This window comes from Pantoea coffeiphila, assembly GCF_016909495.1.
GTDB lineage: Bacteria > Pseudomonadota > Gammaproteobacteria > Enterobacterales > Enterobacteriaceae > Erwinia > Erwinia coffeiphila.
Genome location: NZ_JAFBFW010000002.1, coordinates 794,088 through 808,415 on the forward strand (window position 1 = coordinate 794,088; position 14,328 = coordinate 808,415).

Annotated in this window: 14 protein-coding genes and 1 pseudogene; 11 read left to right on the plus strand and 4 right to left on the minus strand. The window is 53.6% G+C overall.

Features of this window, described 5'->3' with window-relative positions:
• Positions 1-113: 113 nt before the first annotated feature.
• Positions 114-326, minus strand: a complete 213-nt coding sequence (gene cspE, locus JOE09_RS09385; RefSeq protein WP_012442280.1) for a transcription antiterminator/RNA stability regulator CspE — start codon at positions 324-326, stop codon at positions 114-116.
• Between the two features lie 430 nt (positions 327-756).
• Here cspE and JOE09_RS09390 point away from each other — a divergent pair, with 430 nt between their 5' ends.
• The 3 genes from JOE09_RS09390 to JOE09_RS09400 all read left to right on the plus strand — a co-directional run bounded on the left by JOE09_RS09390 (position 757) and on the right by JOE09_RS09400 (position 2,727).
• The gene (locus JOE09_RS09390; RefSeq protein ID WP_205065562.1) at positions 757-1,428 is read left to right on the plus strand and encodes a MarC family NAAT transporter; all 672 of its coding nucleotides are present in this window, start codon (positions 757-759) and stop codon (positions 1,426-1,428) included.
• Between the two features lie 239 nt (positions 1,429-1,667).
• Positions 1,668-1,913 (plus strand): biofilm development regulator YmgB/AriR family protein, encoded by a 246-nt coding sequence (locus JOE09_RS09395; protein ID WP_205065563.1) that lies wholly within the window; start codon positions 1,668-1,670, stop codon positions 1,911-1,913.
• A gap of 280 nt (positions 1,914-2,193) precedes the next feature.
• A complete protein-coding gene (locus JOE09_RS09400; RefSeq protein WP_239552999.1) occupies positions 2,194-2,727 on the plus strand; it encodes a redoxin domain-containing protein in 534 nt (177 codons plus the stop codon).
• A gap of 27 nt (positions 2,728-2,754) precedes the next feature.
• Here the strand turns inward: JOE09_RS09400 and JOE09_RS09405 are convergent, their stop codons facing one another.
• Entirely contained in the window at positions 2,755-3,051 is a 297-nt protein-coding gene (locus tag JOE09_RS09405) for an I78 family peptidase inhibitor (RefSeq protein ID WP_205065564.1), read from the minus strand.
• A 431-nt stretch (positions 3,052-3,482) separates the two neighbouring features.
• On the opposite strand from JOE09_RS09405, the gene JOE09_RS09410 reads away from it, so the two are divergent.
• The 6 genes from JOE09_RS09410 (at position 3,483) to JOE09_RS09435 (ending at position 9,262) form a co-directional block, all read left to right on the plus strand.
• Entirely contained in the window at positions 3,483-4,139 is a 657-nt protein-coding gene (locus JOE09_RS09410; protein ID WP_200547580.1) for a CPBP family intramembrane glutamic endopeptidase, read from the plus strand.
• Positions 4,140-4,282: 143 nt separating this feature from the next.
• The gene (locus JOE09_RS09415; RefSeq protein ID WP_205065565.1) at positions 4,283-5,851 is read left to right on the plus strand and encodes an ABC transporter substrate-binding protein; all 1,569 of its coding nucleotides are present in this window, start codon (positions 4,283-4,285) and stop codon (positions 5,849-5,851) included.
• Complete coding sequence (locus tag JOE09_RS09420; RefSeq protein WP_205065566.1) at positions 5,851-6,918, plus strand: ABC transporter permease; 1,068 nt, start codon at positions 5,851-5,853, stop codon at positions 6,916-6,918. Before JOE09_RS09415 ends, JOE09_RS09420 begins: the two co-directional genes overlap by 1 nt.
• On the plus strand, positions 6,915-7,766 hold the full coding sequence (locus JOE09_RS09425) for an ABC transporter permease (protein WP_105590733.1): 852 nt from the start codon (positions 6,915-6,917) through the stop codon (positions 7,764-7,766). The genes JOE09_RS09420 and JOE09_RS09425 overlap by 4 nt, the downstream gene beginning before the upstream one ends.
• A complete protein-coding gene (locus JOE09_RS09430) occupies positions 7,756-8,604 on the plus strand; it encodes an ABC transporter ATP-binding protein (protein ID WP_105590732.1) in 849 nt (282 codons plus the stop codon). Before JOE09_RS09425 ends, JOE09_RS09430 begins: the two co-directional genes overlap by 11 nt.
• A complete protein-coding gene (locus JOE09_RS09435) occupies positions 8,597-9,262 on the plus strand; it encodes an ABC transporter ATP-binding protein (RefSeq protein WP_205065567.1) in 666 nt (221 codons plus the stop codon). Before JOE09_RS09430 ends, JOE09_RS09435 begins: the two co-directional genes overlap by 8 nt.
• Before the next feature lie 43 nt (positions 9,263-9,305).
• Here JOE09_RS09435 and JOE09_RS09440 read toward each other — a convergent pair whose 3' ends face one another.
• Both JOE09_RS09440 and JOE09_RS09445 read right to left on the minus strand, forming a co-directional pair.
• Positions 9,306-10,034, minus strand: coding sequence for an HNH endonuclease family protein (locus JOE09_RS09440; RefSeq protein ID WP_205065568.1), 729 nt, complete (start codon positions 10,032-10,034; stop codon positions 9,306-9,308).
• Position 10,035: 1 nt separating this feature from the next.
• Positions 10,036-12,372 (minus strand): AAA family ATPase, encoded by a 2,337-nt coding sequence (locus tag JOE09_RS09445; RefSeq protein ID WP_205065569.1) that lies wholly within the window; start codon positions 12,370-12,372, stop codon positions 10,036-10,038.
• 68 nt (positions 12,373-12,440) lie between these two features.
• Here JOE09_RS09445 and JOE09_RS09450 point away from each other — a divergent pair.
• Positions 12,441-12,611: pseudogene (locus JOE09_RS09450) on the plus strand (ABC transporter ATP-binding protein); the annotation flags it as partial.
• Between the two features lie 112 nt (positions 12,612-12,723).
• On the plus strand, positions 12,724-14,304 hold the full coding sequence (locus tag JOE09_RS09455; RefSeq protein WP_205065570.1) for an ABC transporter substrate-binding protein: 1,581 nt from the start codon (positions 12,724-12,726) through the stop codon (positions 14,302-14,304).
• The last annotated feature ends 24 nt before the right edge of the window (positions 14,305-14,328 follow it).

Genomic DNA, 14,328 nt, shown 5'->3' on the forward strand with positions numbered 1-14,328 from the left:
ACTAACACGAGTGGTGCTTCAGGCCTGAAAACGCAAAAAACCCGCCGAAGCGGGTTTTTTAACTTTCATCATCTCAGGCGTTAAACGCCGAGTTAATGAAAAGAGTGACTATCTTACAGTGCAGTTACGTTAGCAGCTGCTGGGCCTTTCTGGCCGTTTTCGATAGTGAACTCTACTTTCTGGCCTTCTTCCAGCGTCTTGAAGCCGCCGTTCTGAATTGCAGAGAAGTGTACGAAAACGTCTTTGCTGCCGTCGGTTGGGGAGATGAAGCCGAAACCTTTCTCAGCGTTGAACCATTTTACCAAACCAGTCATTTTGTTAGACATGAGTCTTTCCTTCAATTATGTAGTAAGCCACGGGGGCACAAGGTTTTTCAACAGGGGATTACTATGAGGCACTCAAGAAGGAAGTCAGGAATAAGCTGTGTAACGCTTTAACTGCAGACTGCTTTACTAAAATTGCTCGCATACGTGGGTCTGTATCAAAACCAACGCATGCATTTACGCATAACACCGCCCCGGGTTCAAGAGAAATAAAATTAAAAAAAACAAAAAAACAATCAACACCATGATTTAGATGTCAATTTAACTGCCTGTATCACGTCAGTCATTTTGCATCGCCATCTTCATTCTGCTTTTCTTGTCTCAGGTCATTTTTTGTCAACGGGATAGATCGGCGTTAATGTAGGCTTCTTTTTCTGGTTGAAGAATATGCACTATCAATGACTAAGTCTGTGTTCAATGAGGATATAACAGGATGATTGAACTGTTTAAGGCCGTAGGCCTTGGCCTGGTAGTGCTTCTACCGCTGGCAAACCCCCTGACGACCGTGGCCCTGTTCCTGGGGCTGGCCGGGGATATGAACTATCAGGAGCGTAACCGGCAGTCGCTTCAGGCGTCTGTCTATGTGTTTATTATTATGGCCGTTGCCTACTACGCCGGTAACGTTGTCATGGATACCTTTGGTATTTCAATTCCCGGTTTACGTATCGCTGGTGGACTGATCGTTGCTTTTATCGGTTTCCGCATGCTCTTCCCGCAGCAGCAGGCGGGGCATTCGATGGAAGCCGAGCATAAAATGGATGAGATGAACGAGCGTAAAAGCGTCAATATCGCCTTCGTTCCGCTGGCCATGCCCAGTACCGCCGGGCCGGGGACCATTGCGATGATCATCTCCACCGCAGCAACGATTCACAGCGGCACCACCTTTGCTCCCTGGGTGATTACTGTGGCTCCCGTACTGACCTTTTTTTCCGTCAGTCTGATTCTTTGGGCCTGCCTGCGCAGCTCCGGGGCAATTATGCGTCTGGTGGGGAAAGGCGGTATTGAAGCCATCTCGCGCCTGATGGGTTTCCTGCTGGTCTGCATGGGCGTACAGTTTATGATTAACGGTACGCTTGAGGTGATTACGACCTATCACGCAGGATAAACGTACGTTCCCTTCCGGGTGGGTTCCTCCGCCCGGAATATTTTTCAGGGTGCTTAGAAATATTTCTGTCTGTTACTGGCATTCCGGCACCGCACATCTACAGTTTACAGAATATCCGGTCATCTTTTTCAGGTAGCGGGAGCGGATGTTTCTTGCCCTACTCTCTCGTATTCACAACAACATTATGATTCCACAGAAGCCGCTCCGCGCTTCAGTGGACGCGTCTGTGGAGGTTTATCATGGCTTATCACGTTCAGGGCGCAGGCCGCGCAATTACCGACTATTTTAACAGCCCGGCTTTCCAGGCTCCCAGAGAAAGCGAACTGCTGGAAGCGATCATGATGGAGTTAATGCAAAACGGGAAACCGCTCAGCAATGACGCGATTATTGCCAGCGTGATCGCCAGACTGGAAGGAGAAGCCGATGAAGCCATACTCCAGGGATACCGTAACCTGCTGACGCAGATTTTCAGCGGCAACAAATAAACAGGATACGCCAGCCTCAAAACACTGAGCCGCTGCTCTGTCTGTCACGAAAAAAAACCCGCACACGGCGGGTTAAAGACGAGCATTGCATATCTGGAGTGACGAGGAAGTCACGTTGTGTGCAGCAAGATACTGCCATCAGCGCGTTGCAGGATGATGACAGCGCAAACCCGCCTGCCCGTGTGGGGAATATTCCCTATACGAATGTTTACACGGCAAACGATTGTTATTCGGCATAGCGTCATTAAGATATGCGCCGAAGGCAGGCTGGAGATGGCAGATGAATAACTGGTATAACGTTCTTATTAACCGCTTTAAAAAGGTCGGTCTTTACCTGCTATTACCTCTTCTATCCCTTATTCTGATCATCCGACTGGTCGATGGTATTCGGGCTCCGGACCTGCCCGCCGATTTCGCCAGCCAGTCGTTGCATACCATTGATGGCAGAGACCTGACGCTCGCGGAACTTAGCGAAAAAAAGCCGCTGCTGGTGTTGTTTTGGGACCGCTGGTGCGCAGCCTGTCACGACACCATCCCTTTGATGATCAAACTCAACGATAAACGCACCAACGTGCTCACCGTCGCCAGCATGTCAGGAGATGACATCAGCGTTGTACGCTATCTGAACGGGCATCATTTCAATCTGCCAGTGGTCAATGACAGTAACGGCAGCCTTGCCGCTCACTGGCAGGTCACCAGCAAACCTACACTGCTTGTTGTCGCAAAGGGGGAAGTGGTCAGCACCAGCAGCGGCTGGACCAGCAACACCGGCGTACTGTTGCGCCTGTGGTGGGTGAGGAAATGGCAGTACTGACTGGCCTGTACGGCCAGCCAGAATCGATCAACCGCAGTAGACTTTAGTAATGTTACCCTGCTGATCGCCTGTGAAGTTAATGCGATTCAGATTAAAGTCCATGGTCACGGCAGAGTTGTAAGGGATCGCGCGCACCGGCTTCTCGAAGCGCAGCGTTTCCAGCGCGGTAAGCGGCTTACCAACATACTGCTGCAGTTCCGATGCACCACAGCGATCCATTTCCGGGTCAACCGGCGCATTCGCCGCCGTTTTCTGGCCAGACGACTGGCAGCCTGCCAGCGCCATCAACGCCGCAACGAACGCTATTTTTCCATAGTATTTCACTGTTCCTGCTCCTCTTTTCGCGTGAATAATCGGCAAATTGAGTTAAAGATTAACAGATTAACGCAATAATGCGCAGGTAAAAGAGTTTTTGATATCCCCGCACGTTTAGCCGTTTCAAGCACGTATCGTTCATAAAACATCCAGTTTTTAGCTATAATTTTAGGAGTTTTCCCAAAGAGGAGATTCTTATGGAACTGGCAATTTTTGTCACCTTTGCCGTCATCATGACGCTGGTCGCGGTGAGAGTCCGCTAACATCCTCCCGGCCCCGGTGCAGTTCACCGGGGCAGCCGATAGCACAATCTTAGCTTACCCGGTCACAGGCTTTTCCCCGCGAAAACTTAACCCGCTTTGCTATGACGCACCCCAAACTCGACAGTGCTCGTAACAGTTGTTAACATCGAAAAAAACCTTCCGTGACAGGTTGTTGCCATGAATACCGCTCCCGACAGAGTGTCCCAAACCCTGCTCTGCGCCGGGATGTTGATTATCTGGTACGCCATTACCCTGCTGGTAAGATATCTACCTAACCATGCCATGCTGGTCAGCAGCGGCCTGCTGATGCCGGTGCTCTGCACGCTGGAATTTGCCGTTCTGATCCCGCTCTTCCGCTGGTACAGACGTCATTACGGCGATATTCACGTCGGAAAACTCTTCCCGCGTCAGGTGATGGTGTTCAGCGTGCTGCTGATTCTGCTGCTGGTCAGCCAGGCCTTTTATATGCAGCGTGAGAGCTGGACGGGCGGGCAGTTTAGCGGTAATGCAACCAGCTCTATACTGTTCGCACTGGCCGTGGTTCTGCTGGCCCCGGTATACGAAGAGATTCTGTTTCGCGGTTATTTAATGCAGGGATTTTTACTATGGGCTCCGCGCCAGCGGGTTGCCTGCTCGGTGCTGACCTCCCTCGCCTTCGCCGCAATCCATACGCAGTATGCCCATCTGCAAACGCTGATCGCGCTGGTTGCCCTGTCGCTTCTGCTCTGTGCCGCGCGGCTGGTCTCCGGCGGTTTGAAGTTACCTATTTTCCTGCATATGCTTAATAACCTGCTTGGCGTTGCCCCCTGGCTGTGGCTGACCTTCAGCCGCTAGCGTAATCGGTTGCATACAGGACGAGGTTATAACCTTTCGACTCCCCTTATAACGTTCGCGCATATCGATAGCGAATAATCTACTATTGCTCTTATCGGTTGTTCACTTACACTCGCGAAAAAAATGTAAGGCAAGGAAACGTCATGAAATTTACAGTCCCCTCAGTTATTGCACTGGCGCTGGCGGCATCCTTTGCCGCAACGGCGGCGACCCCGGCCGACACGCTGGTCATTGCGCAGTCTATCGATGATGCCAACAGTTTCGATCCGGCAGATGGTTTTGAACTGACCTCCGTGCAGGCATTTACCAACCTTTATCAGCGTCTGGTTCAGTCCGATCCGCAAAACCCGACCGATCTGAAACCGACGCTGGCTACCGAGTGGAAGTCCGGCAGCGATAATCGCAGTATGACCTTCACCCTGCGCGATGGCGCGACCTTCTCTTCCGGCAACCCTTTACGCCCGGAAGACGTGATTTTCTCGCTCTCCCGCGTGATTAAGCTGAACCTCGATCCATCCTTTATTCTGGCGCAGCTGGGCTGGACCAAAGATAACGTCGACTCGCATCTTAAAAAAATCGACGATAAACACGTTCAGCTGAGCTGGACGGCGGATGTCAGCCCAACCTACGTGCTGAGTCTGCTGGCGGCCCCGGTTTCATCGATCGTGGATGAGAAAACCGTATCGGCCAACGTGCAGAACGGCGACTTCGGTAATAAGTGGCTGGCCCAGCACTCTGCGGGCAGCGGCCCTTATCAGATCCGCAAATACATTCCGCATGAAGTGGTGCTGCTCAGCGCTAACCCGAGCTCCCCGGCCGGTGCGCCGAAGCTGAAAAACGTGCTGATTAAAAACGTACCGGAACCGGCCGCTCGCCGTCTGCTGCTGGAACAGGGCGACGCCGATATCGCACGTAACCTGGGTGCCGATCAGATCGCCTCGCTGAAAGATAAAGCGGGCGTGAAAACCCTCGCGGTGCCGATGGCCTCGCTGTACTACGTGCAGTTCAATATCGACGCCAATCCGGTGCTGAAAAACCCGGCCCTGTGGGAAGCTTCACGCTATCTGTTCGACTATAAAGGCATCGCCAACGACCTGCTGAAAGGCCAGTTCCAGGTTCACCAGTCGTTCCTGCCGGAAGGCTTCCTCGGCGCGCTGAACGATAACCCGTTCACTTACGATCCGGAAAAAGCCAAAGCGATTCTGGCCAAAGCCGGGCTGAAAAACGTCAGCTTTAAGCTGGCAGTCAGCAACCAGCCGCCGTATCTGGATATCGCTCAGGCTTTGCAGGCCAGCTTTGCTAAAGGCGGCGTGAAGGTCGAAGTGCTGCCGGGGATCAGCTCAGAAGTCGCGACCCGAGTGAAAGCGCATCAGTATGAAGCCACGCTGAACGCCTGGGGCGCAGACTACTTCGATCCGAACACCAACGCCGCTGCTTTCGCCTACAACCCGGAAGACGGCAGCAAAACGCTGGCATGGCGCTCCAACTGGCATATCCCTGAGCTGAGCAAGCAGACGCTGGCGGCCACCGCCGAAAGCGATCCGGCGAAGCGCGTTGAGCTGTACCACAAAATGCAGCGTGAAATTCAGCAGAACTCACCGTACGTGGTCGGCCTGCAGGCGCGTAACCTTGTTGCCCTGCGCGATAATCTGAAAGGCTACGTTCAGGGGATCAACCCGGACATGGTTTACTACAGCCAGGTCAGTAAATAATGGCGGCACCTGCTGCTCAGGATCGTGTACCGCGTCAAAGCGGTACACGGCTGTTCTGGCGCCGCAGCAGCGGTGCCTTCAGCGTCGTGATTTCGCTGGTGGTGACGCTGCTCGGCCTGCTGGTATTCACCTTCGGCTTATCCCATCTTTCTCCGGTCGATCCGGTGCTACAGATCGCCGGCGATCACGCCAGTGAATCCACCTATGCCCAGGTTCGGCGGGATCTTGGCCTCGATCAACCATTGCCGGTGCAGTTTTGGCACTATCTGGAACACCTGGTGCGCGGCGATCTTGGCATCTCCAGCATCACCAATCAGCCGGTAGCCAGCGATTTACTGCGTACCTTCCCGGCCACCATTGAACTCGCGACCTGTGCGATGATCTTCGGCGCGATTTTCGGCATTTCTCTTGCGCTGCTGGCGGCGTGGAAGCCGGGTAGCCTGCTGGATAACGTCGCGCGGCTGATCTCCCTGCTGGGCTATTCAGTACCGGTGTTCTGGCTTGGATTACTGGGCCTGCTGCTGTTCTATGCGGTACTGCACTGGTCGGCAGGGCCGGGGCGGCTGGATGATATCTGGATTTATACCCTGGAACCGAAAACCGGGCTGGTGCTGATCGACAGCCTGCTCTCCGGCGACCCGGAAATGTTCCGCAACGCCATCGCCCACCTGTGGCTACCGGTGGTGGTGCTGGGGCTGCTGTCGATGGCGACCATTACCCGTCTGCTACGCGCCGCGCTGCTGGAAGAGAACAGCAAAGAGTACGTGACGCTGGCGCGGGCAAAAGGTGCCAGCCGGGGACGCATCCTGCTGCTGCACATTTTCCCTAACGTGCGGGGAACGCTGATCACCGTGCTAGCGCTCTCCTACGCCACGCTGCTGGAAGGCTCGGTGCTGACTGAAACCGTCTTTGCCTGGCCCGGCGTGGGGCGCTACATGACCACCGCGCTGTTCGCCTCCGATACGCCCGCGATCCTCGGCTCGACCCTGCTGATTGGCGGCTGCTTTATCGTCATCAACGCGCTGGCTGATGCGCTCACCTACCTGACCGACCCGAGGACACGATGACGCAGGCTCTTGATTCCGAAACGGTAAAACCGTTTAAAAAACGGCGCAATATCACCCTGACCATTGGCCTGACGCTGGTCGGAATACTGATTTTTGCCGCCCTGTTCGCACCGCTGCTGGCACCTTTCGATCCGAACGCGCAGGAAATGGCGGTGCGCCTGATGCCGCCTTCGGCCAGTCACTGGCTGGGCACCGACGGCTTTGGCCGCGATCTGCTTTCCCGCGTGATTTACGGTGCGCGCCCGACGCTGCTGCTGGTGTCACTGATTCTGGTGCTGACCATCCCGGTGGGGATGTTAATCGGTATCAGCGCCGGTTACCTCGGCGGCTGGAGCGAGCGCGTGCTGATGCGCATTACCGATATTTTCCTTTCGCTGCCTAACCTGGTGATTGCACTGGCGCTGGTCGCGATGATGGGGCCAGGACTGATGAACGGTGCGCTGGCGCTGGCGCTGACCAGCTGGCCGCCGTTTGCCCGCCAGGCGCGCGCGGAAACCCTGGCACTGCGCCGCAGCGACTATCTGGCCGCCGCGCGGATGCAGGGTATTAACGGCCTGCGCCTGATGTTTGGTCATATTCTGCCGCTGTGCCTGCCGACCGCCGTTGTGCGCGCGGCCCTCAGCCTCGGTGGCATTATTCTTTCCGCCGCTGGCCTGGGCTTCCTCGGTATGGGCATTCAGCCACCTACCGCGGAGTGGGGATCGATGGTGGCCGAAGGCAGTAAAGTGATTTTTGACCAGTGGTGGGTCGCTGCCGTTCCCGGCGGTGCCATTCTGTTTGCCAGCCTGGCCTTTAACCTGACAGGCGACGGCCTGCGTGACCGACTGGATACCCGTAATGCTGACTAATGCTGATGCGCCGATTGTGGCGGATGGCCTGACGATTTCCGCCCCAGGCGGCGCGGCGCTGGTAAAAAATATCAGCTTTACCCTTGGCCGCGAGCGGGTGGCGCTGGTCGGTGAATCCGGCTCCGGTAAATCGCTCACCGCCCGCAGCCTGATGGGCCTGCTCTCCCCTTCCCTGCACCTGCAGGCGCGCACGCTGAGTATCGCCGGTGAAAATGCCCTGACCCTGAGCGAACGCCGCTGGAGTCAGCTGCGCGGCAGCCAGCTGGGCATGGTGATGCAGGACCCAAAGTACGCGCTTAACCCGATGCGCACTATCGGCTGGCAGGTCGCGGAACCACTCAAGCTGCACGGCCGTTTTAGCCGCAGCGAAATTAAAGAGAAGGTCTGCGATATCCTCTCAGCGGTAGGGCTACCGCAGCCCGTACAGCTGATGCAACGCTATCCCCACCAGCTTTCTGGTGGGATGGGCCAGCGCGTGATGCTGGCGATGGCGCTGATCGCTGAACCGCGCTTCCTGATTGCCGACGAGCCAACTTCCGCGCTCGATCACGCGATGCGCGATCAGGTGCTGGGGCTGATCCGCCAGCTGGTGGAAGATCGCAATATGGGCCTGCTGCTGATCAGCCACGATTTACAGCAGGTATCCGAACACTGCGAGCGAGTCATGGTGATGTATCAGGGCGATATCCTCGACACCCTGCCCGCCGCTGATTTACCGCACGCCACGCATCCCTATACCCGGACGCTGTGGTCCTGTCGGCCCAATAAATCCACCCACGGTAAACCGCTGCCGGTGCTGGATCGCGCCGCGCTGATCGGGGGAGTTAAACATGATTGAGTTAAACCAGCTCAGCGTGGCTCACCGCCAGGGTTATGAGCTGCGCACCGTGGTGGAAGATGTCACCCTGTCGGTTAACGCCGGTGAGTGCTTCGGCCTGGTCGGCCCGTCAGGCTGCGGTAAATCCTCGCTGCTGTGGGTAATGGCCGGGCTGAATCCGCACTGGCAGGGCACAATGCGGCTGGCGGACCATCAGGCCGAGCCGGGTAAAGCTTTTACCGGCCAGCTGCGACGCGACGTGCAGATGGTGTTTCAGGACCCCTACGCCTCGCTGCATCCTCGACATCGCCTGCGACGTACGCTGGCCGAGCCGCTGAAGCTGCTTAAGGCGGATAACATCAACGATCGCATCGACGACGGTTTTCGCCACGTTGGACTGGACCCGGCGATGGCCGATCGCTATCCGCACCAGCTCTCAGGCGGTCAGCGCCAGCGCGTGGCTATCGTCCGCGCGCTGCTGTTAGAGCCGAAGATACTGCTGCTGGACGAGCCGACCTCCGCGCTGGATATGTCGGTACAGGCGGAGATCCTCAACCTGCTTAATCAGCTTAAGCAGCAGGATCATCTGACCATGGTGCTGGTGAGTCACGATCCCGATGTCATCGATCATATGTGCGATCGCGCGGTGCATATGAAACAGGGGCGTATTGTCGGCTAAGATCAGGTCGCAGGCCAGGCTATGCACTGGCCTTTACCATCACTTAACGCCGGGCAAGATAGTCATAAATTCCCATCAGGAACTTTTCAGTTTCGCTACTGACCGTAAAACCCGCACTAAAATTAGCCACTTTGGTAATCGCATCGTTCATCACCGTATCATTAGCAAGAATTAACTCTTTATGAGACACCTTCGACAGTAGTTCTTTACAAAGATGTCTGCCTTTATCGGTCAGACCGTAATAACAGCTGAAGGAGAAATGATTAGTACTGATACGCACAAAGCGAATTTCACTATCATAGGTGTCGATATTCGGATGGAAGCAGGTGCGTAATTTATCGGGTATCGGATATTTTAACGATGTCGACGCTAACGCCCACCAGACATCTTTTGTCTTTAGCAGATTGCACTCAACACAGGAGACCGCCAGATTTCGCAGCATAAAAACATATTGCGGATAAACGGATCCCGGTAGAACATGTTCAACATGACGGGCATGTCCGCTGCTCACCAGGTAACGTTTACAGTAACAACAGCGCTGCCGCTGTGTCGTCATCAGGTGAGATTTAATAAACGCCTGAATTTTTTTACCTTCGACCTGTTTGGTCACGCCATTAACTGTGATCGGGCCTTTGAATTGATACATGTCGCTCCATAGATTTTCCTTCTCAACTCTGGAACGGGCATAATAGGTTTTGTACAGTTGCAGATAATACTCCTCTGTAACAGATTTATTCTTAGCCGCTTTTTTGATGATTTTTTTGATCGTCATCTTACTCACCGCTAGCATCATTCTGCTGAAACACAGAGAACTCGTTCAATGCCCGTTCGGCCTGGTTAAGAAAAACCAGCTCTTCCGCCCCGATAGCGATTTTTTCCTTCTGCAGTGTCACCAGTGTTTTCAGCGCCGAGATGCGCTGATGTGCTTCGCTCACTTTCTGGCTGATGTCTTCTCCGCTGTTAGCCATCTCGGCAATCTCCGCCATCATTCGCGCGCAGTTTTCATAAACGCTCCGGCTGTTGAGTGTAGTGACCTTAAACAGCTCTAACAGGATACTTTCCACACTGCGCACGCTGTTGGCATCAATCGGCTCCAACGCCCGGTTTTCTGCGATAAAGCAGCAGCTTTGCCGGTTTTTTGTCGCGGCGATGACCACGGGGGCATGCGTCGCCACCACGATGTGCATGGCGATTTGTTGATTAACCAGCTCAAGAATAGAGGGGATGAGCTGTTGCCACTCAACGTGCAGACTGATTTCCGGTTCGTCAATCAGCATAGTCGCCCCCCGGCTGGCATACAGCGTCACTTGCAAAGCAAACTGCACCATCAGCTGCTCACCCGAGCTCAGATTTTGGAACGGCACAATATTGTTTTTGTCTTTCAACACGCCAAAAGTATAACCATCCGAGGTAAACAATGCGGTGTCCAGAGCCCCGCTGTCTTTGTCAACAACCTGCGTATCAATGGTTTCAGCTGCGATTCGGCCACGGGACAGCAGGTAGATCTGCTTACCAAAACCAATCTTCTGCAGCACGGTACACATCAGCTGAATATTCGCCCGGTCAGGGTGCGAAAGCGTGTGAATAATCTTATCCACCAGCGCCTTTTCGCGTGCCACTATGTTGACTCCACCTGAGGGGCTGCGCACCCCAAGATAGGTAAATCCGCTGTTTTTTTTCTGCACCAGCGTGTGGATACGATCGTGGATGCTCTGCGGCAGCGCAATGACCGGACGATTTTCCGACAGCAGTATGCTGGCGATCTCGCGTAGCAGCAGGCTTTTCCCCTCACCGTTGCGCCCGATAATATAGGCCGCCAGCGCCTGCCCGCTGGCCTTTTCCATCTCACGCATGACGGGGCCAACATCCAACAGGCTGAGCGATATCGCCTGTGGGTCTTTGGCAATATAAACGGAAGGCTTCAGTTTCATCCCGTTCTTAAAAATCTGGCTGATGGTTACTGAAGCGCTGATCTCGCTGATATCTCGGTAACCCTCCTGATAATATTTATTCAGGAAGTTGATATGCCCATCGGCATCACTCAGCGACAGTGACTTACCCTCATGCAATCTGACAATATCGGCCACCAGCGATGCAGTTTTACTACTGGAGATATTCAGTTTTTTGGCCAGTTTATCGGCGTTAACAAACAGGACGCGATCGTTTTTACGCTTGTCGGGGTTAATCACCAGCATATAGAGCTGCACATTAGTGAGTGGGGTTATTTTTGCTGGCAGTGAAATGATAGTGACGACAGAATGGCTGTTCAGCGATTCCATTAAATCGCTTTGGACATCCTGCAGTAAAGACATATCCTGGCCACCCAGAAGAAAAACTTGTTTTTGTGCCCTGCCATTTTTTAGCTGTGCAAGAACTGCATTCTCCCAACGACTTCTTTTTGTCGAAAACTTAAGCTTATTCAAGTCAGTGTAAATAATATCAATAATTTCTTTATCGTATCTGACCTGCGTAAATTTTTGATGATGCAATATCCCTCGAAAATACAGTTCCAGCGGAAGTCTTTGTGAAGAGTCATAAACTACTGGCTTCCCTGAAAGAATAGAAAACCCACCGTTGTTTAACGGTATTTCTCTGTATCCGCCCTCATCCTCACCGTAAAAATAGCGTACAGAAAAGCCTGCCATAAACGCATCGAGCGCTAACGAAGTTTTCTTTTCCAGGGATTTTAAACGATAAAACAGTTTATCGTAGCAGTAGACGATATCTTCATAGTCAAAATCTCCCATATGACGATAATAATGAGTAAAAATATTCCCCAATTGTTTAACTTCTTCAGATGAAAAATTAAACAACTGATAATTCAGACTTACTCTCTCCTCAAGAGAAATTACTATCTCTTTATGAGCATCGTTAAACCTGGCAGAAAATTTCATAATCCGGCTTATATTTTCAATAAGTGATTGATAATCGTCTACTGCAAGAGTTTCAGAAAAAAAATCATCCCTGGCACGATAAATAAGATCATAGGCCATCAGATACAGAACGACTTCCAGTAAATCTTCAAAATTCAGGGTAAAATATTGACTCTCTTTTTCTATTATTTTAGAGAATTCATTAGCGAAGTTATCGCGGCGATCGAGGTTTTCCATAATCAGCAATTTAACGAAGTTTACATAAGATAACTTTACCAGTTTCTAAAATTCATGCATAGCGCGGGGAGAATGAGGCAGCGAGGGATATGTCGGTACAGGCGGAGATCCTCAACCTGCTTAATCAACTTAAGCAGCAGGATCATCTGACCATGGTCCTGGTGAGTCACGATCCCGATGTTATCGATTATATGTGCGATCGCTCGGTGCATATGGATAAAGGCAGGATCGTCGGCTAAGCCGTTGATCCACCAATTATCTTTATCAGCTAACCTTAGTCAGATCCGGCATTTCCGATCCTGCATGACGCGCCTATAGTCCTGATATATCCAACGATTTCAGGACATCATCATGCGAAAAATTGCTCCTCTGGCGCTGGCCTGCGCCCTGGTTTTCGGACACACGGTGCAGGCGGCAACGCCTGCCGATACGCTGATTGTCGCTATCTCGCTTGATGGCATTATCAGCTTCGATCCGGCAGAAAGCTTTGAAACGGTCAGCAACAGCAGCCTGATAAATGTTTATCAAACGCTGGTGACGCCGGATATCGACGATCCGCGCAAACTGGCCCCTTCACTGGCCACCGAATGGCAGGCGGGCAGTCGTGAGCACAGCCTGCTGTTTACGCTAAAGCCCGGCGCGAAGTTCGCCAGCGGCAATCCGGTGACCAGCCAGGACGTGATCTACTCGCTCACCCGCGCGGTGAAACTGAATAAAACCCCGGCGTTTATCCTCGCGGAGTTTGGCTGGACGCCGGAAAATATCGACACCCAGTTTACGCCGCACGGCGACAACCAGATTGAAATCCGCTGGACCACGCCAATCGGTCAGGATCTGGCTCTGCGCCTGCTGACCTCGCCGATCGCCTCAGTGGTGGACAGCAAGCTGGTACAGCAGCATGCACAGGGTGATGACCTGGGTAACGGCTGGCTGCATACCCATTCCGCCGGCAGTGCCGCCTATACGATAAGCAACTATGTACCGCAGCAGGCGCTGGTGCTGGAACAGAATCCGTATGCGCAAACCCCGCCGCACCTGAAGCGGGTGATCCTGAAAAGCGTCACCGACGCCGGTTCGCGGCGGCTGCTGCTGGAAAACGGCGATGCGGATGTGGCCTACGACCTCGGTGCCGATCAGTTCGCTACCCTCAAACAGCAGGGTAAGGTTAACGTCGCCAGCTTCCCTTCCAGCCTGATCTACTATCTTGGATTCAATACCCAGGATAAGCAGCAGCCCGCGCTGGGAAACCCGGCGCTGTGGCAGGCCGCACGCTGGCTGGTGGACTACAAGTCGATTTCTGAACAGCTACTGAAAGGCCAGTATCAGGTTCATCAGACGTTTCTGCCCGCAGGCTTTGACGGCGCACTGACCAACGAACCGTTCCACTACGATGTGGAAAAAGCCAAATCCATTTTGGCGAAGGCAGGCATCAAACCGGGCACGCGCTTTGCTCTGACTATCGTCAATCAGCCGCCTTACAGCGATGTGGCACAGGCGCTGCAGGCCAGCTTTGCGAAAGCGGATATTCATCTGGATATTCAACCGGTCGCGGAAGCCGAGCTGTGGAGCAAAATGCGCGGCCGCAACTTCCAGTCGATCTTTATTTACTGGGGCGCGGACTACGTTGACGCCAACAGCAACGCCAGCACCTTCGCCTATAACGTTCCCGGCGGGCCAAAAACCCTGGCCTGGCGCGTTGGCTGGACGATACCTGACCTGAGCGCACGTACGCGAGAAGCGGCCGCCGAAAGCGATGTGAAAAAGCGTACCGCGCTGTATCAGCAGCTACAAACGGATATCCAGCAGAACTCACCGTACGTAGTGACGCTACAGGGGCAGAAACAGGTTGGACTGGGCAAGCAGATTCAGGGGGCGTATCAGGGAATTGGCGTTAGCCTGCTCTACTTCGACCGCGTGAGTAAGAAAAGCTAGAACACGCCGTGAGAAATAGCGGGT